This is a genomic window from Pseudomonas akapageensis (assembly GCF_011355085.1).
In the GTDB taxonomy this organism is placed as follows: domain Bacteria; phylum Pseudomonadota; class Gammaproteobacteria; order Pseudomonadales; family Pseudomonadaceae; genus Aquipseudomonas; species Aquipseudomonas akapageensis.
In genome coordinates this window covers 1-25,656 of sequence record NZ_VXCP01000028.1, presented here as the reverse complement: position 1 = coordinate 25,656, position 25,656 = coordinate 1, and the positions used below count along the sequence as shown (strand labels likewise).

Genomic DNA, 25,656 nt, shown 5'->3' with positions numbered 1-25,656 from the left:
CTGATCATGAAAAAAACAATTCAAAAAGGTTGCATCCTGGCACTCAGCCTGTTGGCCTGCCATGTCATGGCAGCAGTACCCGCTGATGAAGCGAACAAACTCGGCACCGTACTGACGCCGCTGGGCGCCGAAAAGGCGGGCAACGCCGACGGCAGTATTCCGGCCTGGACCGGCGGGCTGCCGAAGACGGCGGGCCAGGTACAGCCCAGCGGTTTTGTCGCCGATCCGTTCGCGGCGGAAAAGCCTCTGTTCGTGATCACCGCGGCCAATGCCGCCCAGTACCAGTCCAAATTGACCGACGGCCAGATGGCCCTGTTCAATCGCTATCCGGACACCTACAAGATCCCGGTCTACCCGACCCACCGTACCGCATCGGTGCCCCAGGCCATTGCCGAGGACGCCAAGCAGAACGCGCTAAGTATCCAGACGATCAATAATGGCGACGGCGTGGCCAACTTCCACGGCTACTTCGCCTACCCGATTCCGAAGAACGGCGTCGAGGTGGTGTGGAACCACGTCACCCGTTACCTGGGCGGCAGCCAGCGCCGCAGCTACATCCAGGCCACCCCGCAGGTAGACGGCTCCTACACGCCGGTGCGTTTCGAAGAAGAAACCATCTACCCGGAAAGTGTCCAGGATCTGCCGGCCGATCGCGCCGCCAACCTCCTGTACTTCTACAAGCAGCAGGTCACCGCACCGGCGCGCCTGGCCGGTACCGTGGCACTGGTCCATGAGACCCTCGATCAGGTGAAGGAACCGCGCATGGCCTGGGTCTACAGCGCCGGGCAGCGCCGTGTCCGCCGCGCCCCGCAGCTGGCCTACGACGGCCCGGGCTCCTCCTCCGACGGCCTGCGCACCGCGGATAACCTGGACATGTTCAACGGCGCACCGGACCGTTACGACTGGCAGCTGGTGGGCAAGAAGGAACTGTACATCCCGTACAACAGCTACAAGCTCGAATCCACCGCGCTGAAGTACGACGACATCGTCAAGGCCGGCCACATCAACCCGGACCACACCCGTTACGAGTTGCACCGCGTCTGGGAAATCGTGGCAACGCTCAAGCTGGGCGCGCGTCATGTCTACACCAAGCGCCATATGTACGTGGACGAAGACACCTGGCAGATCGTCGAGGTCGACCACTACGACGGTCGCGGCCAACTGTGGCGCGTCGCCGAGGGTCACCCGCTGTTCCGTTATGACCAGCAGACCACCTACGCAGCCGCCGAAACGCTGTATGACCTGATTTCCGGCCGCTATCTGGTGCTGGGTCTGCGTAACGAGGAATCGCGTAATACCCAGTATGGGTTGACGGCGAAGGTGTTTGACTACACGCCGGCGGCGTTGCGGACTGATGGGTTGCGTTGATCTGTCGGAGCTGCTGCAATCTGTAGATACCGTACTGCCCCCTCCGGGCAACCGCTATCTTCGGGGAGAAACACGACCCCCGTAGCCGCTGCCGAAGGCTGCGCTCGCCTTCGCAGCAGGCGCAGGATCTCAAGATCGCCGAGGAGCCCCTGCGGGACTCCAGCGCAGCCTGCGGCAGCGGCTACACCGGGCTACGGTTTGCCCCGAAGTTAGCGCTTGGTCGGTGTTGCCGCGATCACAACCAAATCGCATCCCACAATGGATAGTCACCAATATGGCCAACCAACCCGGCGCGCAGCGGGTTGGCAATCACATAACGAGCAATCTGTTTCAGTTCTTCTTCCTGGCGAATCGCTCTGTCATGGTACCCCTTCTGCCAAAGTCGCCCGTTGCCGCCGCTCACTCGATTTATCGCACGGCTGCTTCGCGATTTGACGCGACTCATCAGGCAGGCGAGCGATGTGTTCTGCAACTGGAACAGCCAGTGGGCATGGTCCGGCATCACCACCCAAGCCAAAGAGGCGACCAGGCCTTCTTCATGGGCGGTTCTGAGCTGCCCGACCAAAAGCCGACCGATGCGCCAGTTGGAAAACACTGGTTTGCGTTGTTCGGTATTGGTGGTAACCAGGTAGATTCGACCTGGCTCGCTGACACGTCCGCTGTATAAGCGATGGGCGTTTGGCCTGGGCATCCTTGCCTCTCCTGCGCTGGGTGATGGGAAGAAAGGCTAGCGTTAATGGGGATTTTCGGAGGCATCTGCACTTTCAGGATGTTGCACAGCGACCGGCTTCACGCGTAAGCCGTAGATACCGTCTTGCCCGCAGGGGCTCCCCGGCGATCTTGAGATCCTGCGCCCGCTTCGGCTCCGTCCTCCGGGATACGCCGACCCAAGCAGCTGCTCCGGAAACTGGATTTACAGGGTGCGCAGAGTCCCTGCAGTCTCGAACGGATCAGCCTTGAGATTGATAACGACTGGCGCATTGGTCTCAGTTGGTTTTCCCCAAATTTCGTACAGCGCCTAGTTCAGTACCGATGCTTGCCCTCGAGGCGCATATCAACTTGAGCCCTGTGAGATGCCTGCAAAAAAAAACTAAAAAATCGCTTTAAAAAACTCACACATCCAAGAAAACGTTATAAAAACCCTAGTAGATCTATCAGTATCACCCCGCCCGAAAAAAGTTTACCTTTTTCTACGTCCAAGGAAGTAAAACTTGAGCAAGAGACGTCCCACCGAAAGGAGCACACCATGGCCAAGTCATTTATTGCCCGCTTATACGGCAAGGTTGACAACAACCACCACAGCCGCATCCCTGTTACACTTTCAAAGTTTGTACGAGAGATAGATTTTTACAACAACGTGAAATACAAGGTAGTCAATGATGACTGGCTAAATCTAAACTATCGGGACACCACTCCAGTCGAGCTAAGATTTGAACATCAATACACTAACAATAAATACAGAATTATCGTTAACTCAGGTGCTTTCGAAGGCTACACAATGAGCGTTGCTGAAAGCGGCGCCGCTCAAGACATGGTCGGCGCATGGAATAAAGTTTCATCTACTGAACCATTCACATTCTTTGAGATATCACACAATGGAAATATCGTAACGGGCGACAACCTCCCGGATACCATTAGCCCCATTAGAATCCTGAATAAAAACAGGAATGAATTGAAGTGGCGGCGACGCCCAGATGAAAACCCGAATGACTTCGAATACCCTAACTACAATTATCAAATAGTGGATGGGGGTGACAATAACTTAGTACTTGATTTTTACCTTGAAATATCCAAAAGATACGGCTAGGTTTTGTACGAAAGGTAATGTCGCAAACAACGCGTGGCAGGGGCGGACAGGCCGTCCCTGCCACAGAGTCCGGTGCACGCGGGGTTCGCCGCTGCGCCGGAAAATGGATTTACAGGGTTCGAGCGACCAACTCACGCATGATGTCGTTGGCGCCACCGTAGATACGGCTCACACGACTGTCCAGGTAATGCCGGGCCACCGGGTACTCGAGCATATAGCCGTTGCCACCGTGCAGTTGCAGGCACTGATCGACCACCTTCGAATACAACTCCGAGCAGTACAGCTTGGCCGCCGCCGCCGCGTCGGTGGTCAGCTCGTGCTTGAGGCACAGCTCCATGCAGCGATCGACGTAGGTCTGGCCGATGGTGATCTCGGCCTTCAAGTCGGCGAGTTTGAAGCGCGAGTTCTGGAAGTCGATGATCGGCTTGCCAAACACGGTGCGGCCACGGGTGTAGTCGATGGTGTGGTCGAGCACCGCCTGGGCGCCGGAAATGCTGCTGATGGAAATGGCCAGGCGCTCCCAGGCCAGTTCCTTCATCAATTGAATGAAACCCAGCCCTGGCACGCCGCCGAGCACATTGTCTTTCGGCACGCGAACGTCTTCGAAGAACAGCATGGTGGTGTCCTGGGCGTGCAAGCCAATCTTCTTCAGCGGCTTGGACTTGATCACGCCCGGGCGATCGGCCTCGACCAGGATCAGCGAGAGGTCCTGGGAGCCCTTGCCGGTGTTACCGGTCCTGGCGACGACGACGATGATGTCGCAGTTGGTGCCATTGGAGATAAAGGTCTTGGCACCGTTGATGACGTATTCGTCGCCTTCGAGCACGGCACGGGTCTTTACCGCCTGCAGATCGGAACCGGTATTGGGCTCGGTCATCGCCACCGCGGCGATGGCAAGGCCTTCGGCCATCTTCGGCAACCACTGCAGTTTCTGCGCTTCGGTGGCGAAGTTGTTGAAATAGCCGGCGCAGATGTCGTGTACCGAAAAGCCGTTGAGGCCCGTGGTATTGGCAAAGGCGATTTCTTCGGAGGCGATCATCGAGAAACGGCGATCCAGGCCCAGGCCACCATAGGCCTCCGGGGTCGTCGCATTGAGCATGCCCAGCTCACCGGCACGGCGCCAGATCTCGCGTGGCACGCAGCGGTCCTCTTCCCATTGCTCGTGAAACGGCGTGCATTCCTCACTCAGGAAGCGGCGAACGGTGTTACGGAACTCTTCGTGTTCATGCTCGAACAAATTGCGGGGAATCATGGCTCTTCCTCAGGGACAGTGGATGTATTGCTCAGTTCGCCGGTGGCGGGGTCAGTTTCTGCAGTTTCATCATCGCCTGCTTGACCGCCAGGCTCTGGTAACTGATGTTGGCCGGGTTGAGGCTGACGCCTTCCTGGAACGGGAACTGCCCGATGGTTGCCATGAAGGACTGGATTTTTTCCTGGACCGGTACGAACAGCCACAGTTGGTCGGCAGCCCAGCGCATAGACATCGGTGAGTCCCTGCGGGCTGTCTCGAACGGGTCGGCCTTGAGATTGGTAACGACTGGCGCATTGGTCACGGTTCGGGTCGCAGAACCGAAGGAGCCGGTCATGCTGGCGAACGTGATCTTCCAGTCACGCCAGCGCACGGCGTTCAATTCACCGCCCATGCCGAAGTAGAAATACTCTTCGCGCGGGCTGTCCTTGGCCTCGCCCTTGAAGAACGGCAGGAAGTTGTAGCCGTCCAGGTGGACCTTGTACTGCTTGCCGTCCAGCTTGCTGCCGTTGGCCATATCAGCCACCAGGTTCGGTGCGCCCGCTGCGGCGGCCAGGGTCGGCATCCAGTCGTTGTGGGCGATCATGTTGTTGAAGTGGCTGCCCGGCTTGATCACACCCGGCCATTTCACCAACAGTGGCACGCGATGGCCGCCTTCGTTGGTGGTGCCCTTCTCGCCATTGAAAGGTGAAGTGCCGCCGTCCGGCCAGCTGACTTTCTGCGCGCCGTTGTCGGTGGTGTAGATGACGATGGTGTTGTCGGCGATGCCCAGATCGTCGAGCTTCTTCAGCAACTCACCGACCTGGCCGTCGTGCTCGACCATGCCGTCCGGATACAGGCCGATGCCGGTTTTGCCCTCGGATTCTTTCTTCAGGTGCGTCCAGACGTGCATGCGGGTGGCGTTGAACCAGACGAAAAACGGCTTGTCGGCCTTGTGTGCCTTGTCGATGAAGTTCTCGGTGGCCTGCACGAACTCCTCATCGATGGTTTCCATACGCTTGCGAGTCAGCGCACCGGTGTCCTCGATCTTGCCGTCGGCGTAGGAATGAATCACCCCGCGCGGGCCGTATTTCTTGCGAAACTCCGGGTCCTTGGGGTAGTAGTAGGTTTCCGGCTCTTCTTCGGCGTTCATGTGGTACAGGTTGCCGAAGAACTCGTCGAAACCGTGATTCGTCGGCAAGTGTTTGTCGCGGTCGCCCATGTGGTTTTTGCCGAACTGGCCGGTGGTGTAGCCCTGCTGCTTCATCACGTTGCCAATGGTCGGCGCCCAATCCGGAATGCCGTGCTCGGAGCCGGGCATGCCGATGGTCAACAGACCGGTACGGAACGGATGTTCGCCAAGAATGAAGGCCGAACGCCCCGCCGTGCAGGACTGCTCGCCATAGGCATGGGTAAACAGCGCGCCTTCGTTGGCGATGCGGTCGATGTTCGGCGTTTCATAACCCATCATGCCCTGGTTGTAGGCGCTGAGGTTGGAATAGCCGATGTCGTCACCGAAGATCACCAGGATGTTCGGTTTGTCCGCGGCCGTGGCGGCAAAGGCAGTGCCCAGCATCGAGGTCGCCAGCACCAGCGCGGGCAACCATTTGTTCATGCGCATATGTCGCATCTCCATTGTTCAAGTGTTTTTCAATCAACCGAGCGGGCGTGCCTCGGGGAATGTCCAGCTTCCATCGAGGATCTGGGCCCGGGGCTTGTACAATCTGATCATGTAGTTCCAGCCCGGCATGGTCGGCAGGCAGTTGGCGGTCTTGCCATCGCAACCACCGAACTGAACCGTCACCGAGCCGTCGCCCTCGCGCCTCGCCGTGAGGTTGTTGAGGGTGTAGGCGTCATAGGGGTTTTTTTCGTAGTAACCGGCGGCGTTGTAGACGCTCACGGACCAGAAGGCATCCACCGGCACGTCCTTGACCTTGAGCTGGTGCACCGTACTACCGTCATTTCGCTGTGGCGTGACGTTGAGATAGAACGCATCCTTTTCCGGATTGCCGCCCCAGGCCGAAGCGCTGCCGAGCAAATGCCGGACCGGATCGACCTGTTTCGCAGTGCCAAACATGCCCTTGGAATCCGGCACGCTCGAAGCAAGTGCAAGGAGGGTTTCACGCACCTTGTTCAGGCTGGTCGGGTCCCAGGCGGTCATCTCGAAGCGCCCCGGACCGCCCGCTTGACTGACCTTGACCGCATCCTGCAGGGCATGGGCCGCCTTCACGTCTTCCGGATTCGCCGGGTCGACCAGGGTGCGCAGTCCCAGCAACACATAGCGCGTGCCGATCGTTTTCTTGCTGAAGGTGTAGCTGCCGGCCTTGTACACAACCCCTGGTGTGTATTCGTTTTCGTTGATGGCAATCATCGAGAAGTAGCGGTCACCGGCATCGGGCAGGGTCACGGTCACAGGGCCCGCGTCGAGATCGAACACGGCCGAGGAATACAGGGTGTCGCGGTTGGGTCGCACCACCGCTTGCTTGTCGATCGGCAACAACTCGCGCCAGTGGGAAAACTGGCCGAAACCGCCGCGTTTGATGACGTTGCCGAAGAACCTGGCCGATTCGGCACGGACGAAATTGTCGGCAGTGACGGCACTGCTCTCTTGCGCTGCTTGCGCGTGCAGCAAGGTCGGGGCCATCAAGGCCAGGGTCATGGTGCCCAGAACAACGCGTGACTTGATCATGAACATTCCCTCTTAGTGTCAGTGACTTGCCAGAACCTGTTGTTCACGGAGCAGTGGCGGCTTTTTCCAGGCACCATCGAGCGCTTCAGGCTTGGGCCAGAACAGGCGCATGGCCAACAGGAATGAACCTTTGGGGGCTGGCAGCCAGTTGGTTTCCTTGTCCTTGCCCGGTGAGTCGTGCTGGATGTACAAGGTGAGGCCACCATCGGCGTCACGCTTCAGATCAGGCAGCATCGGCGCATTGATCAGGTAACGCTTGAGCGGGTTCGCCACCAACAGCCGCGAAGGCAACTCGTACAGGGTCAGCGACCAGAACGCATTGACCGGTGGCAACTGACCCGGCGCGAAACGCAGTACATAGCGATTGCCGCCATCGAGTCTCTGGCCATCGGCGTCCACCATGTAAGAGGGGTAAATGGCCTCTTCCCTGGAGTTGCCATAAATGCCGGAGTCCGCCGCACGCATCCGATACAGGTAGTTGTTCTTCAGGTATTCACGGCTGCCCAACAGGTCGCCACTGGTCAGCGCACCGCTGGCGGCCAGCTTGTCCAGTTCCCTGTTGGCCTGCCAGGCATCGGCCATGCCTTGTTCAACGGCCTTGCGCAATTCGGGCGACAGTGTTTGTGCATCGAACCGTTGCCCCGCACCAATGTCGAGTCTGGCAAAGCGTTCCATCAACGCCTGCTCGGAGGGATGAGTCGGGCAATAGCTCAATACGAAGTTCAGGATGTTGAAGAACTGCAGGGAATTGCGCTCCTGCTCCACACTGAGCGGTTCGGGGAAATCGATCCTGGGCGCAGCGACCGGCGCCGGCTTCCCGAGCCAGGCGGACAGGGGTTGCACCTTGAAGCCGGCCTGGACTTTTCTGACGTTGTCGATATCGGCCGGATTGAACAGCTGGGTGCGATAGAACACGTAGACGAAATCGGTCTCGGAACGGAAGACCTGCTTGATACCCGCCGGGGTTTCCCCCTTCCAGCCCGGCCCGACCAGGAGGAAATTACCGGCTTCATTGCCGGTGGTGCGGCTGCCGGCATAGGCAAAGTTATGGGTGTAGGCGTCGATGAACTGCGCCGTGTAGTAACGCCCCGCCTCTACCGCCGGCATGCTCAACACCAGCGGTTCGCTGCGCAAGTCGGCGCCCAGTTGCGAGTACGGCGTGTCCGAATTGGGCGTCTGGATCGCCTTGTCGTCCGGGGTGTAGACCCGCGCATCGCTGTGCAGTTGATTCCACGGGGCCTTGTATTCCGGATGGCTGCGGTCTTCGAAATAGGCATGCTGGATGCGGTAATTGTCGACCAGCGGGAAGCCATAGATGTAAGCGTCCCGGGCAATCGACCTCGCCTCATCCGGCGTCAGTTGCGCCGCCCCGGCGGGCGCTGACAGCAACGCACTGCAGGCCATCGCGGCGAGCAGGGTCGTCTGGGCAAGTTGCACAATCCTGTTCTTCATTATTATTGTTCTCCATTGATATTGCGCTGATCAGTCCCTTTCAGCCGTACGTGGGATATGGTGGTCTGGCCAGAGCATGCGCACCGCTTCGCCATCGGTTCGATAGGTATGGCAGGTGCCGATGACCCAATGTTTCGGCCGTTTGAATCCGGGTTCTTGTGTTTCACGCAAGCGCATCTGCTCGCGCAACAGCGGCGCGGTGGTCTGGATCAGGGTGGTGGCCATGGGGCCGAGCAGCTCGGTGAGATGGGTGCAGCCCTGCTCCCCGCCGACCCGTTCGGCCACCTGTTTCTTGAAACCGGCGCCGATTTTCAAGCCTTTGAGCGCCCCATAGACGTGGCTGATCTGCTTGCAAAAGGGCGCCGGCGTTACCTCCGAACGCGCTTCGACGTGCTGGATAACCAGGTTGGCATCCACGGTCATCAGCATGACCATCTGGTGCAAGGCGCCACCGGCGGCGATGGTGCCGAACGGCATATCGGTCTCGCAGCCCTTGGTGTCGAGCAGGCGCCCTTCGATATCGAACAGGCCGTCGCTGCGCAAATACCCCGTGCAGGTGACATTGCGGGTATGCAGCAGACGGCGCGTGGGCGTGGTTGATATGTCGTCGTTCATCGAACTGTCTCGCACCTGTTACTTGATCTATCGGTCAACGCCGACCCGGTAGGAGCGGGCTTGCCCGCGATGGGCTGCGAAGCGGCCCCGTGCTGCATAACGTCTGATATCGCAGGGGAAGGCTGTCGCCTTCCATCGCGGCGGTCCGGCGATCCGGCGAGCCCGCTCCTACACAGGGCCCGGGGTTCGTCAGACCGTACCCAGGCCCCCACCGCAGACCAGGACCTGGCCGGACAGATAGTCCGATTCCGGAATGCAGAACAGGTAAACGGCATTGGCTGCTTCATCCGGGTTGCCCGGCCGGCCCAGCGGGATCATGGTTTTCGAAGCTTCGACGGTGGCCTGGCTGATGCCGACCTTGATTTCCCGACCTTCGATATTGATGAACTTCGGGTCACCCTCTACCGGCAGGGTCTGGCGGGTTTCGATGTGGCCGAAAGCCACGGCGTTGACGTTGACCTTGTAACGTCCCCACTCCTTGGACAGGGCCTTGGTCATGCCCAGCACGCCGGCCTTGGCCGTGGAGTAGTTGACCTGGCCGGCGTTGCCACTGGCCGATACCGAAGAAATGTTGACGATCTTGCGATTGACCACACGGCCTTCGGCCGCTTCCTGCTTGGCGGCCGCGCTGATGATCGGCTGGGCGGCGCGCAGGATGCGGAACGGCGCGGTGATGTGGCAGTCGATGATGGCGTACCACTGTTCGTCGGTCATCTTCTGGATCACGCTGTCCCAGGTGTAACCGGCGTTGTTGACGATGATGTCGATGGTGCCGTAGCTGTCCATCGCGGTCTTGACGAGGCGGTCGGCGAAGTCGACGGCGGTCACGCTGCCGACACAGGCCACGGCTTCACCGCCGGCGGCACGGATTTCGGCAACCACTTCTTCGGCCGGTGCCGCATCCAGGTCGTTGACCACGATGCGGGCGCCTTCGCTGGCCAGTTTCAGTGCAACACTGCGGCCAATGCCACGGCCGGAGCCGGTGACCAGGGCGACTTTACCTTCAAGCTTTTTCATTTATCTGTTCCTGCCAATATTCTTGTTGTTGAAAACCGAGAGTTGATCAATCAAGCCAGGGCGACCACGGCGTCACCCACCAGACGGGACTCGCCGTACTGGTTGCTGCACTGAAGCTGAACACGCACGCGCTGCTCGCCATCGGCTTCGAATTTCTCGACGACACGCCCGCTCAGATGCGGGATATGGCCCAGATGGGTGATCCCGACAAAGCGCACCGACAAGGCACGAATCTGTTCTTGCGGCACCCAGTTGGTCAGCAGGCGGCCCAGGTAGGCGGCCGACAACATGCCGTGGGCGAACACATCGGGCTGCCGCGATTTACGGGCGAAATCGAGGTCGATATGCACCTGGTTGTGATCGCCGGAGGCACCGGCATACAGCGCCAGGGTGGTGCGATTGATCGCTGGCAGCTGCAGGGACGGCAGCTCGAAGCCGAGCTGCAGTTCGCTGAATCGAGGGATAGTCATCATCTGTTCCTCAGCGCTGTACGGTCGAGGAGCGAACATCGGCGATATGCTCGCCATCCTGGTTGGTCACGCGGGTCTCGCTGACCACGAACAGCAACGCGCCATTTTTCTTTTCGTACACATCGACAACACGGCAATCGAATGTCAGCACATCGCCGGCAAACGCCATCTTGTGATAGGTGAAACCTTGCTCGGCATGCAGGATGCGGCCGAGATCGAAGCCCATGATGCCTTCGATGATGTGGTCGGTATCCCGGCCTTCACGTTCGAGGCAAAACAGGAAAGTCGGCGGCATCGGCAGGGATTTGTAACCCGCCGCCCGTGCCGCTGTTTCATCCGTGTAGATAGGATCGGTTTCGCCGATGGATTTGGCGAAGAAGCGCAGGCGCCCTTTCTCCACCTCGGCGGTGGTCACGCCGAGCGAACGGCCGATCAGACTTTTGTCTGCCATTGCACTGGGTTCCTGTCAGGTGATAGGGAAAACGCGCGCCCGAAACGAGCGCGCGTACAGCAGATCAGCCGCGACCGAACAGCGTCACGATGCCCGCGCCGCCCAGGCCCAGGTTGTGCTGCAGGGCGTGCTGCAGGTCTTCGACCTGACGGGCGCCGGCGGTGCCGCGCAGCTGGTGAGTCAGCTCGTAGCACTGGGCCAGACCCGTAGCGCCCAGCGGGTGGCCCTTGGACAGCAGGCCGCCCGACGGGTTGACCACTACCTGGCCGCCGTAGGTGTTGTCGCCGTCGAGGACGAATTTTTCGGCGCCGCCCACCGGGCAGAAACCCAGGCCTTCATAGGTCAGCAGTTCGTTCTGGGCGAAGCAGTCGTGCATTTCGCAAACGCGGATATCTTCCGGACCGACGCCGGCTTTTTCGTAGACTTCCTGGGAGGCGCGCTGGGTCATGCCCACGCCGACGATGCTGATCATCGACGGTGGTTCGAAGGCGTCCGGTTGGTCGGTGACCAGCGACTGGGCCAGGATGGTCACGTCGGTGCGCAGGCCATGTTTCTTGGCGAAACGCTCGGAGACGATGATCGCCGCAGCGCCGCCACAGGTCGGCGGGCAGGCCATCAGGCGGGTCATCACGCCCGGGAAGATCACAGGATCTGCCATCACGTCTTCAGTGGTGATGACTTTCTTGAATACGGCCAGCGGGTTGTTGGCAGCGTGACGGCTGGCCTTGGCACGAATCGCCGCGAAGGTCTCCATCTTGGTGCCGTACTTCTCCATGTGCTCCTTGCCGGCGCCACCAAACAGGCGCAGGGCGTTGGGCATGGCGTCGCCTTCCGGGAAAATGCGCGCAGACACTTCCATGCCTTTGCCGTAGGTGGTCGGACGGTCGGTCCAATGATCCTTCAGCGCGCCCGGCTGCATCTGTTCGAAACCGAAGGCCAGGGCGCAATCGACTGCACCGCTTTCCACGGCCTGGCGAGCCAGGTACAGGGCGGTGGAGCCGCTGCCGCAGTTGTTGTTGACGTTGATGCACGGAATGCCGCTCAGGCCGACTTCGTACAGGGCCGACTGGCCGCTGGTGGAGTCGCCGTACACGTAGCCGGCATACGCCTGCTGCACCAGGTTGTAGTCGACACCGGCATCCTTGAGCGCCAGGCGAATAGCCTGCGCGCCCATCTCGATGTAGCTGAGGCTGGCACCCGGCTTGGTGAACTGAATCATGCCGACGCCGGCTACGTAGGTTTTCTGCGACATCATTTTCTCCAAGGTCAATTGAAAGGCTCCGCTCGCTGCATGGGTAGGCGGCGATCACAGCAACCCTTGGGACGATGGTTACCTAAACAGGCGGATTGGTTGCCCCCTCCAGTCGAGGGGGATTCACTCTGGCGTTCCGCACAGAGCACTGCGCAACAGGATTTCGCAAAGCCTTGTGCATTCGATCTGCACACCCCCCTCACCCCGAGGGGGACGGTCCCCCCCCTGCAGCGATTAGCGTTGATTCCAGCTCGAAAAAAACAAAAACAAAAACATCCGGAAGTAGTTGGAGCAGCACATGACTATACGAACGTTCGACGCTTTCACGCCGCAGTTGCTGGCAATGGCCGTCGCCCTGGCTGTCAGCGCCCAGGCCCAGGCCATCGATTTCAATATCGGTGGGCGCCAGTTGGGCAGCAGCCGATCCGGATTCGAAATTCATCTCCAACTTCAACTCGGTGGGCGCGCTGCCAAGTCTTCGGGAGCGATGTTCCTCGACAGTTTCGTCTACCACAACTACACCCTCGACGATCTGGCGGGCAACGTGCGCCTGGGCAAGCAGGTGGTGAGCTGGGGTGAAAGTACCTTTATCAGCAACGGCATCAACGCGATCAACCCGGTCGACGTGGCATGATCGCAACGTCCTTGCCGGTCTGGACCTGGCGCCAGGGGTTGCCAAGAACACGGCCACTATTGCCCAGATCAATGCCGGGGTGCAGGACGACGTCTTTCTGCCGCGCGCCGAAGACAAGGACGCCCGCGATGGTGGCCAGTATGGCCTGGCCTTGCGCTGGAACGTGCCGGAGCTGAACGACACCGAGTTCGGCGCCTATGCCATGAACTACCACAGCCGCAGCCCTTCGGTAAGTTTCCTGCAGAACACCTCGACCGTGCCGGGGCTGGCCCAGCAGGTTCGCGCCACCCGTTACTTCGTCGAGTATCCCGAAGACATCCACCTTTATGGACTGAGTTTCGCCACTAACATCGAAGGTATTTCGGTGGGCGGTGAAGTCAGCCATCGCCCCAACATGCCGTTGAGTCTCAACGGTGCGGATCTCAACTACGCAGCAACCGGCCTGTCGCCACTGACGCCCGTGTTCACCACCGGTGAAGCCATCAAGTCACCGGGCACCTATCTGCCTGGCTACAAGCGCATGCCGGTGACCCAGGCGCAGTTGACTGCCACCAAGTTCTTCAACCAGGTCCTGGGGGGCGAGCGCCTGACCCTGGTTGGCGAAGTGGGCTACACCCACATCGACGGCCTGGGTGCAACCGACGGCACCGACCTGCGCTTCGGTCGCAGCACCACCTTCGGCGCCGGCATATTGCCCGGGGCGGCCGGAGCGGCCACTTGTGCCGGCAGTCCGACCCAGGTTCCCGGTGCGCCTGCAGGCACGACCCGGCCGAGCAACCCGCAACAGGAATGCAACGACAAGGGCTTCTACACCCCGGGTTCCTGGGGCTACCGTGCCCGCGCCAGCCTGAATTACCCGAACGCCATCGCCGGCGTCAACCTGACCCCGAACATGGCCTGGTCCCATGACGTCAGTGGCCGCAGCCCGACCTTCGAGGAAGGCGCCAAGGCTGTCAGTCTCGGCCTGGATGCGGACTTTCAGAGTACCTACACCGCAAGCCTGAATTACACCAACTTCTTTGGCGGTGAATTCAATACCCAGACTGACCGCGACTTCATTTCGCTCAGCTTCGGCGTGAACTTCTAACAGGCGTCAGACGGAGGAACTACAGCATGAAAACCACATCCATGATGCAAATCGGCGCCCTGGCGCTCACCCTGTTGACCACCAGTGTGATGGCGGCCGTTTCCCCACAGGAAGCCGCCCAACTGGGCACGACCCTGACACCGATGGGCGCGCAATGCCGACGGCAGTATCCCGGCCTGGACAGGCGGCCTGAAACCCGGTGCTGCGCCCGTGACCAAAGGCTTTCTCGGCAATCCGTACGAGAACGAGAAGCCTCTGTTCGTAATTACTCCTGCCAACGCCGAGCAGTACAAGGACAAGCTCACGCCCGGGCAGATGGCGTTGTTCAAGCGTTATCCGGACAGCTACAAGATTCGGTTCATACATCATTGTCCAGATTGCAGAGGAACTGGGCTCCCCGGAAAAAATGCAGGGCGTTGACCCGGCCGCGGCGGCGAACGTCCTGTATTACTACAAAAACACCATCACCGGGCCCACGCGCCTCGCCGGTACCGTTTCGCTGGTTCACGAAACCATCGACCAGGTCAAGGACCCGCGTCGGCCTGGGTCTACAACGCCGGCCAACGTCGCGTGCGGCGGGCACCGCCACTGGCCTACGATGGCCCGGGCTCCGCGTCCGACGGCATGCGCACATCCGACAACGCCGACATGTTCAACGGCGCACCGGATCGCTATGACTGGAAACTGCTCGGCAAAAAGGAGATCTACGTTCCTTACAACAACTACAAGCTGCAATCGCCCAACGTGAAATACGCCGACATTCTCAAGCCCGGGCATATCAACCAGGACCTGTCGCGCTATGAGCTGCACCGCGTCTGGCATGTCGAGGCCACGCTCAAGCCGGGCCAGCGGCACATCTACGCCAAGCGCGACATGTATTTCGACGAGGACACCTGGAATCTGCTGGAAGTCGATCACTATGACGGTCGCGGGCAATTGTGGCGCGTCGCCGAAGGTTACCTGGTCACCGATTACGAAAATGGCATTGCCAACTATGCCGCCCAAAGCATCGCCGACCTGGTCGCGGGCCGCTACGTGGCGTTTGGCATGATCAACGAGTCGGGACAGGGGCCTGTGTATGGTGCTACGTACAAATTGGCGGACTTCACGGCCTCTGCACTGCGCAACGCCGGCGTACGCTGACCTCAGGCTGTAACAACGACGCCCCGCTTGCGGGGCGTTTTTGTTTCCGGCATTTCCTCGTTCCCACGCTCTGCGTGGGAACGAGGAACGTCCGAATTTACCGGGTGGTCAGCAGTGCGTGCAGCATGCGCGCCATCATCAAAGGCGTGTCTTCATCGGTGAGGTAGCCCGGCCTTTCCAGCAACATCGTCCGGGGCAGCGACAGCAGTGTCTGGTAGACCATGAACTCGGCTTTTTCCCGATCCTTGACGCAGATCTCGCTGGCAAAGCGCTTCATCAGCGTCGCCGTGCTGTCCCAGATTTGCCTGGCCTTGACCAGATCGAGCCGCACCAACTCGTCATAGTGCGTGGACCGTACACTGAACACCGGATCGAACAGGGTTTTCTTGTAGTGAACGGCCAGGCCGACCCGCAAGGTCAGCAAGATCCCATCAAACAGCGTGGCACTGGCCGGCAGCGCGGTAATGCCGGCAAACAGCTCGGTGCGGACCTCGATCCGATAGTCCTCGAAGATCGCCGCTATCAGTGCCTCCATGGTCGGGAAGTATTCATAGATGGAACTGATGGACACCCCGGCGTCTTCTGCCAGGCGCACGGCACTCAGGGCATCGCGCCCTTCTCTTTCCAGAATCTGCCGTCCGGTCTGCTTCAAGGCGCTCACCAGCGCAATGGAGCGCGCCTGGCGCGGCTCCTTGCGCGGTTGCGCGGGCACTTCGACCTGAAGAAAGCCGTCATCCCCGCTGTTTTTATCGGTCATAAAATCTCCCGGTAGATCGCACGCACATCTTCAAGGCGTACTTCCCGTGGATTGTTGCCCAACAGGCGCGTCTGCTTCATCGCGTCGATGGCCAGCGCCTCGATGTCGGACTCGGCGATGCCCACATCGCGCAGGCGGGTTGGCAGTTTGAGTTCGCCGGCGAGGGAACCCAGGTAATCGACCAATGCGTTTGCCTTGAGCATTTCACTACCGAAAATGCCAGGCAGGACGATGGGCGCCAATTGCGCATACAGGTGCGACACCGCCTCGAAGTTGAAACGCATCACGGGCCCCAGCACCAGCGCATTGGAGACGCCGTGCGGCACGTGGAAACGCGCACCGACAGGGTAAGCCAGGGCATGCACGGCCGCCACCGGCGCGTTGGCGAAGGCCATGCCGGCCAGGCTTGCACCGAGCAGCATGTTTTCCCTTGCGGCCAGGTCGGTGCCGTCGTTGCAGGCCCGGAACAGGCTGCCGGACAACAGCCGCAGAGCCTCGCGGGCCAGGCAATCGGAAATCGGGTTTTTCAGGTGTTTTGTGGTGTAAGCCTCGATGGCATGGACCATGGCATCGATCCCGGTCGCTGCGGTGACATGGGCCGGCAAGCCCAGGGTCAGCTCAGCGTCCAGCACCGCCAGGTCGGGCAGCAACAGCGGAGAAATGACGACATTCTTCTCCCCTTCCCCGGTGGTCACCACTGAAACTGCCGTGACCTCCGAACCCGTACCCGCCGTGGTCGGCACCAGGATCAACGGCAAGCGCGGACCACGGGCCTGGTTGATGCCATACACCTGGGCCAGCGATTCATTGCTGCAAGCCAGCAGCGCCGCCAGCTTGGCGGCATCCAGCGAACTGCCGCCGCCCAGCCCCACCACGCAATCGGCACCACAGGCCCTGGCGGCATCCACGGCAGCCAGAATCACCGCTTCCGGCGGGTCGGCCTGCACCTGGGAAAACACGGTAACGGCCATGGCTTCGCGCTCGAAGCCGTCGAGCACCGCATCCAGCAGGCGAGCGGCGATGACGCCGGCATCGGTCACCAACAGCACCGATGAGCAACCCATCTCGCGTGCATGGGTAGCAAGGCGAGTCGAGGCGCCCGGTTCAATGATCATCGACCGAGTGGTCTGGAAGGCCATTTTCAACATGAGAACCTCACAAGTAAGCCATTTGGAAACCTCTCACGTTAAAGGCGATGGCGGTGCCGGGCTCCACTCGTTCGGAGGGGGGCCAGGAGTTTTGTTGGTGGTTCGCCCAAGGCTGCCGGCACAAAATCAGAATGGCCCTCGGTCTGTGGCTGAACCACTCAAATTATTCGTTATTTATCAATTAGATAAGAGGAAATGACAAACACCTGAATCCGGAACAAAACCCACGTGTGTCTGCCCATACTCAAGCCTCGAAATCCCCTGGCGCTCAACAGACGCCGGTTTTCTTCATTCGAGTAGCGAGCCAGACGATGCCCATTGCGCAACAGTCAATAGAACAAAAAACCAAGCTCCTGCTGACCGACCCGACGGCGTTGGTCAACCATTCCCTACAGGCCTGGAACCAGCTGCCTCGTGCCGATCTGGACGCCATGCAATTGTGCGGCCTGCAGCAACGCTTCGCCGAGCTGCGCGAACGCATACCGGTGCTCAAGAAGCTGGCCGACGCCGAAGGTGTCGAGCGCATCGAACACCTGGAAGACGCCGTGCCGCTGCTGTTCGAGCACACCGTCTACAAATCCTATCCGCCTTCCTTGCTGGAAAAACGCAGCTTCGCCCAGATCAACAAGTGGCTGGCCAAGCTGGTGACTCCGCAGGTCGGCGAAGCCATCCTCGCGGCCGACGTCAGCGCCTGCCAGGGCCTGGACGACTGGTTCGAGACCATGGACAAGGCTGTGCCGGCGCTGCGCATCAGCCATACCTCGGGCACCTCCGGCACCCTGTCGTTCCTGCCCCACGGTGCGCGCGAATTTGAAAAGGCCTTCGAGATCCGCCGCCTGTACGCCTGGAACATGAACGGCCCGGACACCCCACAGCCCGAGTTGCACACCGCCTACCCCTACTACCGCAAGGGCTACCTGAGCCATGTGCGCGCCAATGAATCCCTGATCAAGGTCCTGCTGCCGGACGAGTCCCATTTCCATCCCGCCTACCCGTCGACGCTCTCCACCGACATGCTGCACCTGGGCGCGAAAATTCGTGCAGCACATGCCAAAGGCACCCTCGACCGCCTGGACATCAGCCCGGAGATGCTGGCCAGGAAGAAGCAGTTCGACCAGCAGCAGGCCGGCGCCGCGCAGCACCTGGCGAGCTTTTTCGAACAAATGGCCAGTGAGCTCAAGGGCAAACAGGTGTATATCGGCGCCACCTGGAACCTGCTGCACAACATGGCCAAGTCCGGGCTGGAACTGGGCCTGGAAGGCGTCTTCCATCCCGATTCCTACATCACCACCACCGGCGGCGCCAAGGGCGTCGTGCAACCCGAAGGCTGGCGCGAGGACGTGCTGCGCTTCACCGGCGGGCGGACGCTGCATGAAACCTACGCCATGTCGGAAGTGGTCGGCGGCTCCCACGCACGCTGCGATCAAGGTCACTTCCACCTGGCGCCCACCGTCATCGCCTACCTGCTCGACCCGGACACCAGCAAGCCACTGCCACGCGCCGGCCGGGTCACTGGACGCGCAGCGTTCTTCGACCTGGGCGCCGAAGCGCGTTGGGGCGGCTTTATCACCGGCGATGAAATCACTATCGAATGGGACAAGCCCTGCGCCTGCGGCCGGCCGAGCCGCTACGTGGTCGGCCCGATCCAGCGCTACAGCGAAAAGAACGGCGGCGACGACAAGATCACCTGCGCCGCGACCGAAAACTCACATCGCGAAGCGATGGACTTCCTGAACACCTTCGAGGGCTGAGCCGTGAGCAAACCTATCGCACCGATGATCATCCGTGGCCAGGTCATCACCGACAACCTGATCGAAGTGGGCGGCCGTGGTGGCGACCTCGCCTTCCTCACCCCCGATGCGCACAAGTACATCGACAAGCTGCCGCTGGGCAACCCGGCCAAACTGGCCGATCTGTACACGCTCAGCTTCGAGGACATCCTCGACTACGCCCAGGCCCTCGGCGAGCGCCTGGACCTTGCGAAAAATCCCTTCCTGCAGGAAGCCTGCGAGCTGTCCTACCTGACCGCGCCCACCACCCCGACCATGGTCAAGGGCAGCTACATGGGCCTGCGCCACATGCTCAGCCGCGAGGCCATCACCGAAGCCGTGGAAAGCACGATGGGCGTCAAGTACCTGGAAGGCTGGGTCAAGCAGCAGCTGATCGATGGCACCGAGCTGGAAACCCGCTGCTTCGGCGCACGCACTCTGCACATCGTCGCCGGCAACGCCACCGCACTGTCCCTGCTGACCATCATCCGTAACATGGTCCTGCGCAGCGACGCGATCATCAAGGCGCCGTCCAACGACCCGTTCACCGCCCTGGCCATCGCCCGCACCATGGTCGAAATGGCGCCCGAGCATCCACTGACCAAACACCTCAGCGTGGCCTACTGGAAAGGCGGCGACCAGGCCTTCGAACAACGCCTCTACCAGCCACAGAACCTGGAGAAGATCGTCGCCTGGGGCGGCTACGCTTCGATGAAGCATGTCACCCAGTACATCCAGCCGGGCCTGGAACTGATCTCCCTCGACCCCAAGCGCAGCGCCAGCATTATCGGCAAGGATACCTTTGCCAGCGAAGCAACCCTGCGCGAAGCCGCCCTGCGCCTGGCCAGCGACATCGGCGCCCTGAACCAGAAGGGCTGCGTCTGTGCCCGGGTGGTCTACGTGCAAAGCGGCACCGACGAAGCCGGCCTGGCGCAGCTGAACACCCTGGGCCGCTATGTCTACGACGCCATGCAGACCCTGCCCAACACCCTCAGCACCGTGCCCAAGCGCTACGACCAGAATCTGAAGGCCGAAGTCGATGCACTGCGCCTGGATGACGAGTGGTACCAGGTGATCGGCGGCAAGGACGGCGAAGGCGCGATCATCTGCTCGCAGATACCGGAGCCTGTGTCCTTCGCCACCCTGCTCGACGACCGCACCGCCAACCTGGTGCCGGTGGACGATCTGAGCGAGGTGATGGCTGCGGTGGACTCCTACACCCAGACCGTCGGCATCTACCCGGAAAGCATCAAGGATGAACTCAAGGACATCCTGCCCTTGTATGGCGCCCAGCGCATCGTCTCGCTGGGCTATGCAGCTGCGATGAAATGGGCCGCCCCGCAGGACTCCATCGAGCCGCTGCGGCGAATGGGTAAATGGATATCCAACCAGATTGCCTCGCCCGAAACGACGCCGGCGCCCTGGCTGCGCCCGTCGATCTGAACACCGTACCCCGGCCCTGTCGGGGTACTTTTTTTTAAAAAAGAAGGATTCACCCATGTCTACTTGCATAGGTTTCGCCGCCCACGAGGCACACGGCGCCCTCACCCCGATTCGTTTCGAGCGTCGTGCCCTGCGCGCCGATGACGTCGCCATCGATATCGCCTATTGCGGCGTCTGCCACTCGGACGCCCACCAGGTGCACAACGACTGGAACAACACCGTCTACCCTTGCGTACCGGGCCACGAGATCGTCGGCCACGTCACCGCGGTCGGCAGCAACGTCAGCCGCTTCAAGATCGGCGACCGGGTCGCGGTCGGTTGCCTGGTCGACAGCTGCCAGCATTGCACACCCTGCGAAGAGCACCAGGAGCAACTCTGCAACCATGGCCCGACGACCACCTACAACGGCAAGGATCGGGTTACCGGCGAGAACACCTACGGCGGTTACTCCGACCATATCGTGGTGCGTGAGCAGTTCGTCCTGCGCATGCCCGAAAACCTTGATCCACGTTTCGCCGCGCCTTTGCTGTGCGCCGGTATTACCGTGTGGAACCCGATGCGCCGTTACGGCGTGGGCAAAGGCTCGAAAGTGGCCGTTGTCGGTCTCGGCGGGCTCGGTCACCTGGCGGTGAAACTGGCCGTCGCGCTCGGTGCCGAGGTAACGGTGCTGACCACTTCACCGGGCAAGGCCGACGACGCCCGCGCGCTGGGTGCCAGTCATGTGCTGTTGTCCAACGATCAGCAGGCGATGCTGGCCGCGACCAATGCCTTCGATTTCATCCTCGACACCATACCCAGCCGCCACAACGTCAACCCCTACCTGATGCTGCTGGGTCGCGAAGGCGTGATGGTGCTGGTCGGCGCGATCGAACCGCTGGAGCCGATCCACGGTGGCCTGCTGATGCGCAACAACCGCACCCTGGCCGGTTCCATCATCGGTGGCATCCAGCCTACCCAGGAACTGCTGGACTTCTGCGCCGAACATCAGGTGCTGCCGAACTGCGAAATGATCGACATCCAGGACATCAATACCGCCTTCGACCGCCTGCAGACCAACGACGTGAAGTACCGCTTCGTGATCGACATGACCACCCTGCGTGACGTGACGCTGGACTGAAGTGTTGCGCTGCGGTGCCCGCCACCGCAGCGCCCCCCTCGCGTACCAGACAAAAAAAATAAACGGTTAACCGCGCAGGAAACGACATGAATCAACTCGAGCAAACCTTGCCGCTCGCCGAGGTGCGCCCTGGCGCCCTTCTGGCCAGCACCTATCGCCGTATCATCTGGCGCTTGATGCCCTTCCTGCTGGTCGCGTTCATCATCAACGCGATCGACCGCATCAATATCTCCTTCGCCAAGCTGCGCATGGCCGAAGACATCCTGTTGAGCGATGCCGCCTATGGCATCGGCGCCGGTATCTTCTATTTCGGCTACATCCTCTTTGAAGTACCCAGCAACCTGTACATGCAGCGCGTCGGCGCCCGGGCCACGCTCACGCGCATCATGGTGCTGTGGGGCCTGGTCACGGTGGCCACGGCGTTCGTCACCACGCCGAACCAGCTGATTGGTGCGCGATTCCTGCTGGGGATGGCCGAAGCCGGCTTCTTCCCCGGCGTGATCCTGTACATGACCTACTGGTTTCCCGCCCCTTGCGGGGTCGCATCACGGCGGCATTCATGATGGCGGGGGTGGTCGCCGGGATCATTTGCGGCCCGCTGGCCGGTGCGATCATGACCAACCTGCATGGCTGGCTGGGGTTGCGCGACTGGCAGATGCTCTTCGTGCTTACCGGCATCCCGGCCATCGGGCTCGGTCTATTCGGCTGGTTCTGGCTGACCGACAAACCCGCCCAGGCCACCTGGCTCAGCCCCGAGCAAAAGCAGGCGCTTGCTGCCGCACTTGTGGCCGAACCGGGCAAGGCACATGGCGGCTTTGCCCAGGTGTTGCGCGATCCTCGGCTATATATCGCAGGGCTCGTGTATTTCTGCATCTACAGCGGCTCGAACACCGTGTCCTACTGGATGCCCACGTTGATTCGCGACTTTGGCCTGAACGATCTGAAACCCATCGGCATGGTCACCAGCCTGCCCTACCTGGGGGCGATCGCGGGCATGTACCTGCTCGGTCGCAGTTCGGATCGGCATATGGAACGGCGCTGGCACCTGGGCCTGACCATGCTGGTGAGCGCCTGCAGTTTCGCCCTGCTCGGCCTTGCCCAGGGCAATGCCATGCTTTCCATAGCGCTTCTGGCCCTGGGCGCGGCAGCAGCGTTGTCCGCCGTGCCACTGTTCTGGACGATTCCTCCGGCCTTTCTCAACGCTGCCGGTGCCGCTGGCGGGATTGCCGTGATCAGCAGCCTTGGCAACCTGGCCGGCGTCGCCAGCCAGGCCACGGTGGGGGCGATCAAGGCCGCAACCGGCAACCTGTACCTGGCCTTCGACATGATCGCCGTCGTCCTGGTACTGGGTGTCCTGGCACTACTGATCGGAATTCCTGCCCGCAGCCTCAACGAACGACGCAACTCGAACCCAACCAAGGAGCAAGCATGAACAAGACTTCGATCAACGGCGCCGAAAGCCTGGTACAGACCCTGCTCGACTGCGGCGTGGACACCTGCTTTGCCAACCCCGGCACCAGTGAGATGCACTTCGTCGCGGCGTTGGACCGCGTTCCCGGCATGCGCTGCGTGCTGGGCCTGTTCGAAGGCGTGGTAACCGGTGCCGCCGATGGCTATGCGCGCATTGCCGGCAAGCCGGCCGCAACCCTGCTGCATTGCGGCCCGGGCCTGGCCAATGGCCTGGCCAACCTGCACAACGCCAAGCGTGCCAACACGCCGGTGGTCAATATCGTTGGCGACCAGGCCACTTATCACCGCCCGTTCGACGCCCCGCTGACCGCCGATACCGAAGGTTGGGCCCGTCCGGTCTCGGTATGGACACGCACCGCTACCCAGGCCAGCTCCGTCGGCTCGGCTGCCGCTGCCGCAGTACAGGCCGCCTGTACCGCACCGGGCGGTATCGCCAGCCTGATCCTGCCGTCGGATGTCTGTTGGGACGCTGGCGGCGCGGTGGCCGCGCCACTGGCGCCGATCCCGACGCCCAAGGTGGCCCCCGGTACGGTCGTGCAGATGGCTCGAGTGCTGCGCAGCGGTCAACCGACTCTTCTGCTGCTCGCTGGCAGTGCGCTGGAGCAGGATGCGTTGGCCAGCACCCACCGTATTGCTGCCGCCACCGACGCCCGCTTGCTCTCGACCACCGCCAATGCGCGTGTCTCCCGTGGCCGTGGGCGCTTTGCCGTCGAACGCCTGCCCTACTTCGGCGACATGGCGCGCGCCAGACTGGCAGGTATCACCAACGTGATTCTGGTCGGTACACCGGTGCCGGCGACCTTCTTCGCCTATCCGGGCAAGTCGCCGCGACCGTACCCGGAAGACGCTGTCGTCCATGTGCTGGCCCGCCCCGAAGAGGACCTGGCCGACGCCTTGGCGCGCCTGGCTGATGAACTGGGTGCCCCGCAGCTCCCAGCGCCCGCCTGCACGCCGGTAAACCTGGAGCCCGGCAGCGGCGCCATCACCTCGGCGGCGGTCGCGCAAAGCCTCAACGCCCTGCTGCCGGAAAACGCCATCGTCGTCGACGAAAGCGTCACTTTCGGCCAGGCCTTTTACCCCGGTACGGTCAACGCGGCGCCGCACGACTGGCTGCAGGTCACGGGCGGTGCCATTGGCGACGGCCTGCCATTGGCCCTCGGCGCTGCCATCGCGGCACCCGACCGACGCGTCATCGCCCTGCAGGCCGACGGGTCGGGCATGTATACGGTGCAGGCACTGTGGTCGATGGCCCGGGAGAAACTCGACGTCACCGTGGTGGTCCTGGCCAACCGCAAGTACGCCATCCTGCAACACGAACTGGCCAGCGTAGGCGCCACCACCGGCAAGACCGCGCTGGACATGCTCGATATCGGCAATCCGGACCTGGACTGGGTGAAACTCGCCAACGGCATGGGTGTTAACGCCGCCCGCGCCGACGATATGGCCCAGTTCAACGAACTGTTCGCGATGGCCAATGGCACTCCGGGCCCTTTCCTGATCGAACTGGTCATTCAGTCATAACCTGAAAGGGAATCAACGATGCCTGTCATTACTTCCGTCGAAGATTTGCGCGTCCTCGCCAAGCGCCGCGTACCGCGCATGTTCTACGACTATGCCGATTCCGGCTCCTAGACCGAGTCGACCTATCGCGCCAACAGCGACGACTTCGAACACATCAAGTTTCGCCAGCGGGTCGCGGTCAACCTGGAAAACCGAACGCTCAAGACCACCATGGCCGGCCAGGAAGTCGCCATGCCGGTTGCCCTGGCGCCCACAGGGCTGACTGGCATGCAGCACGCCGACGGTGAGATTCATGCGGCCAGGGCCGCCGAGAAGTTCGGCGTGCCCTTTACCTTGTCGACCATGAGCATCTGCTCGATCGAAGATATTGCCGCGCACACTCGCACACCGTTCTGGTTCCAACTCTATGTGATGCGCGACCGCCGCTTCATTCGCCAGCTCATCGAACGCGCCAAGGCGGCGGGCTGTTCCGCGCTGGTGCTGACTCTCGACCTGCAAGTGCCCGGGCAACGCCACAAGGACATCCGCAACGGACTTTCGGCGCCCCCCAGGCTCACCCTGCCCAATCTCCTGGACATGATGACCAAGCCGCGTTGGTGCCGCGGCATGCTCGGCACGTCGCGGCGCAATCTGGGCAACATTCTCGGGCATGCCAGCGGTGTCAATGACACCATCAGCCTGGCGCACTGGGCCGCCCGACAATTCGATCCGACCCTGTGCTGGGACGACATCGAATGGATCAAGCAACAATGGGGCGGCAAGCTGATCATCAAGGGCATCCTCGATGCCGAGGATGCACGGCTGGCCGTACAACACGGCGCCGATGCGGTGATTGTGTCCAACCATGGCGGTCGCCAGCTCGACGGCGCGCCGTCCTCGATTGCGGCCTTGCCGGCCATCGTCGAAGCAGTCGGCGGGCAGGTCGAAGTGCACATGGACGGCGGCATCCGCTCCGGGCAGGACGTGATCAAGGCACTGGCACTCGGTGCCAAGGGGGTCTACCTCGGCCGTGCCTTCCTGTATGGCCTGGGGGCAATGGGCGAGTCGGGCGTGAGCAAGTGCCTGGAGATCATCCGCAAGGAACTGGACCTGACCATGGCGTTCTGTGGCGTCACGGATGTGCAGAAGGTCGATAGCGGTATCCTGTTGCCCGGCACCTTCGGTTAACCGGGCGGCAGTGGGGCGGCAACAGTATCGCCCCCGTTTTAGGGGTTGGGG

The 25,656-nt window shown here is 61.3% G+C and carries 18 protein-coding genes and 4 pseudogenes; 10 read left to right on the top strand and 12 right to left on the bottom strand.

Translation table 11 applies throughout. The features are described 5' to 3' along the window. Window positions 1–6 precede the first annotated feature (6 nt). On the top strand, window positions 7–1,368 hold the full coding sequence (locus F2S13_RS18280; protein ID WP_166363311.1) for a DUF1329 domain-containing protein: 1,362 nt from the start codon (window positions 7–9) through the stop codon (window positions 1,366–1,368). A 235-nt stretch (window positions 1,369–1,603) separates the two neighbouring features. On the opposite strand, the gene F2S13_RS18275 is transcribed toward F2S13_RS18280, so the two are convergent. Beyond that, window positions 1,604–2,059: an REP-associated tyrosine transposase gene (locus F2S13_RS18275; protein ID WP_166363309.1), complete on the bottom strand. Its 456-nt coding sequence runs from the start codon at window positions 2,057–2,059 to the stop codon at window positions 1,604–1,606. A gap of 555 nt (window positions 2,060–2,614) precedes the next feature. On the opposite strand from F2S13_RS18275, the gene F2S13_RS18270 reads away from it, so the two are divergent. Further along, on the top strand, window positions 2,615–3,175 hold the full coding sequence (locus F2S13_RS18270) for a hypothetical protein (protein WP_166363307.1): 561 nt from the start codon (window positions 2,615–2,617) through the stop codon (window positions 3,173–3,175). A 109-nt stretch (window positions 3,176–3,284) separates the two neighbouring features. Here the strand turns inward: F2S13_RS18270 and F2S13_RS18265 are convergent, their stop codons facing one another. From F2S13_RS18265 to F2S13_RS18225, 9 genes are all read right to left on the bottom strand, one after another. Then, window positions 3,285–4,427: an acyl-CoA dehydrogenase family protein gene (locus F2S13_RS18265; RefSeq protein WP_166363305.1), complete on the bottom strand. Its 1,143-nt coding sequence runs from the start codon at window positions 4,425–4,427 to the stop codon at window positions 3,285–3,287. A 31-nt stretch (window positions 4,428–4,458) separates the two neighbouring features. Beyond that, entirely contained in the window at window positions 4,459–6,033 is a 1,575-nt protein-coding gene (locus F2S13_RS18260) for an arylsulfatase (protein WP_425500238.1), read from the bottom strand. 24 nt (window positions 6,034–6,057) lie between these two features. Further along, a complete protein-coding gene (locus tag F2S13_RS18255) occupies window positions 6,058–7,092 on the bottom strand; it encodes a DUF1254 domain-containing protein (RefSeq protein WP_218583984.1) in 1,035 nt (344 codons plus the stop codon). Between the two features lie 18 nt (window positions 7,093–7,110). Beyond that, entirely contained in the window at window positions 7,111–8,544 is a 1,434-nt protein-coding gene (locus F2S13_RS18250; protein WP_166363299.1) for a DUF1254 domain-containing protein, read from the bottom strand. Between the two features lie 30 nt (window positions 8,545–8,574). Then, on the bottom strand, window positions 8,575–9,159 hold the full coding sequence (locus F2S13_RS18245; protein ID WP_166363297.1) for a DUF2889 domain-containing protein: 585 nt from the start codon (window positions 9,157–9,159) through the stop codon (window positions 8,575–8,577). 189 nt (window positions 9,160–9,348) lie between these two features. After that, the gene (locus F2S13_RS18240; RefSeq protein ID WP_166363295.1) at window positions 9,349–10,176 is read right to left on the bottom strand and encodes an SDR family NAD(P)-dependent oxidoreductase; all 828 of its coding nucleotides are present in this window, start codon (window positions 10,174–10,176) and stop codon (window positions 9,349–9,351) included. Between the two features lie 50 nt (window positions 10,177–10,226). Further along, a complete protein-coding gene (locus tag F2S13_RS18235) occupies window positions 10,227–10,646 on the bottom strand; it encodes a MaoC/PaaZ C-terminal domain-containing protein (RefSeq protein ID WP_166363293.1) in 420 nt (139 codons plus the stop codon). Between the two features lie 10 nt (window positions 10,647–10,656). Then, complete coding sequence (locus tag F2S13_RS18230) at window positions 10,657–11,097, bottom strand: MaoC family dehydratase N-terminal domain-containing protein (protein ID WP_166363291.1); 441 nt, start codon at window positions 11,095–11,097, stop codon at window positions 10,657–10,659. Between the two features lie 64 nt (window positions 11,098–11,161). Beyond that, window positions 11,162–12,349: a lipid-transfer protein gene (locus F2S13_RS18225; protein WP_166363289.1), complete on the bottom strand. Its 1,188-nt coding sequence runs from the start codon at window positions 12,347–12,349 to the stop codon at window positions 11,162–11,164. A 298-nt stretch (window positions 12,350–12,647) separates the two neighbouring features. Between F2S13_RS18225 and F2S13_RS18220 the strand changes: the two are divergent. Next, a pseudogene (locus F2S13_RS18220) lies at window positions 12,648–14,070 on the top strand (DUF1302 domain-containing protein). 26 nt (window positions 14,071–14,096) lie between these two features. Beyond that, window positions 14,097–15,213, top strand: a pseudogene (locus F2S13_RS18215) (DUF1329 domain-containing protein). A gap of 97 nt (window positions 15,214–15,310) precedes the next feature. Here F2S13_RS18215 and F2S13_RS18210 read toward each other — a convergent pair. Further along, window positions 15,311–15,970 carry a TetR/AcrR family transcriptional regulator gene (locus tag F2S13_RS18210; protein WP_166363287.1) on the bottom strand — a complete coding sequence of 220 codons (660 nt, stop codon included), beginning with the start codon at window positions 15,968–15,970 and terminating at the stop codon, window positions 15,311–15,313. Then, complete coding sequence (locus tag F2S13_RS18205; protein WP_166363285.1) at window positions 15,967–17,118, bottom strand: iron-containing alcohol dehydrogenase; 1,152 nt, start codon at window positions 17,116–17,118, stop codon at window positions 15,967–15,969. Before F2S13_RS18205 ends, F2S13_RS18210 begins: the two co-directional genes overlap by 4 nt. Window positions 17,119–17,429: 311 nt before the next feature. Between F2S13_RS18205 and F2S13_RS18200 the strand changes: the two genes are divergently transcribed. The 6 genes and pseudogenes from F2S13_RS18200 to F2S13_RS18175 all read left to right on the top strand — a co-directional run bounded on the left by F2S13_RS18200 (window position 17,430) and on the right by F2S13_RS18175 (window position 25,605). Further along, entirely contained in the window at window positions 17,430–18,869 is a 1,440-nt protein-coding gene (locus tag F2S13_RS18200; protein WP_166363283.1) for a phenylacetate--CoA ligase family protein, read from the top strand. Window positions 18,870–18,872: 3 nt separating this feature from the next. Then, window positions 18,873–20,330, top strand: a complete 1,458-nt coding sequence (locus tag F2S13_RS18195; protein ID WP_166363281.1) for an acyl-CoA reductase — start codon at window positions 18,873–18,875, stop codon at window positions 20,328–20,330. A gap of 55 nt (window positions 20,331–20,385) precedes the next feature. Further along, complete coding sequence (locus tag F2S13_RS18190) at window positions 20,386–21,447, top strand: NAD(P)-dependent alcohol dehydrogenase (protein ID WP_166363279.1); 1,062 nt, start codon at window positions 20,386–20,388, stop codon at window positions 21,445–21,447. Window positions 21,448–21,533: 86 nt separating this feature from the next. Next, window positions 21,534–22,879 (top strand): annotated as a pseudogene (locus F2S13_RS18185) (MFS transporter). Continuing rightward, window positions 22,876–24,438 carry an acetolactate synthase large subunit gene (locus tag F2S13_RS18180; protein ID WP_218583983.1) on the top strand — a complete coding sequence of 521 codons (1,563 nt, stop codon included), beginning with the start codon at window positions 22,876–22,878 and terminating at the stop codon, window positions 24,436–24,438. Before F2S13_RS18185 ends, F2S13_RS18180 begins: the two are co-directional and overlap by 4 nt. A gap of 18 nt (window positions 24,439–24,456) precedes the next feature. Further along, window positions 24,457–25,605: pseudogene (locus F2S13_RS18175) on the top strand (alpha-hydroxy acid oxidase). Window positions 25,606–25,656 lie beyond the last annotated feature (51 nt).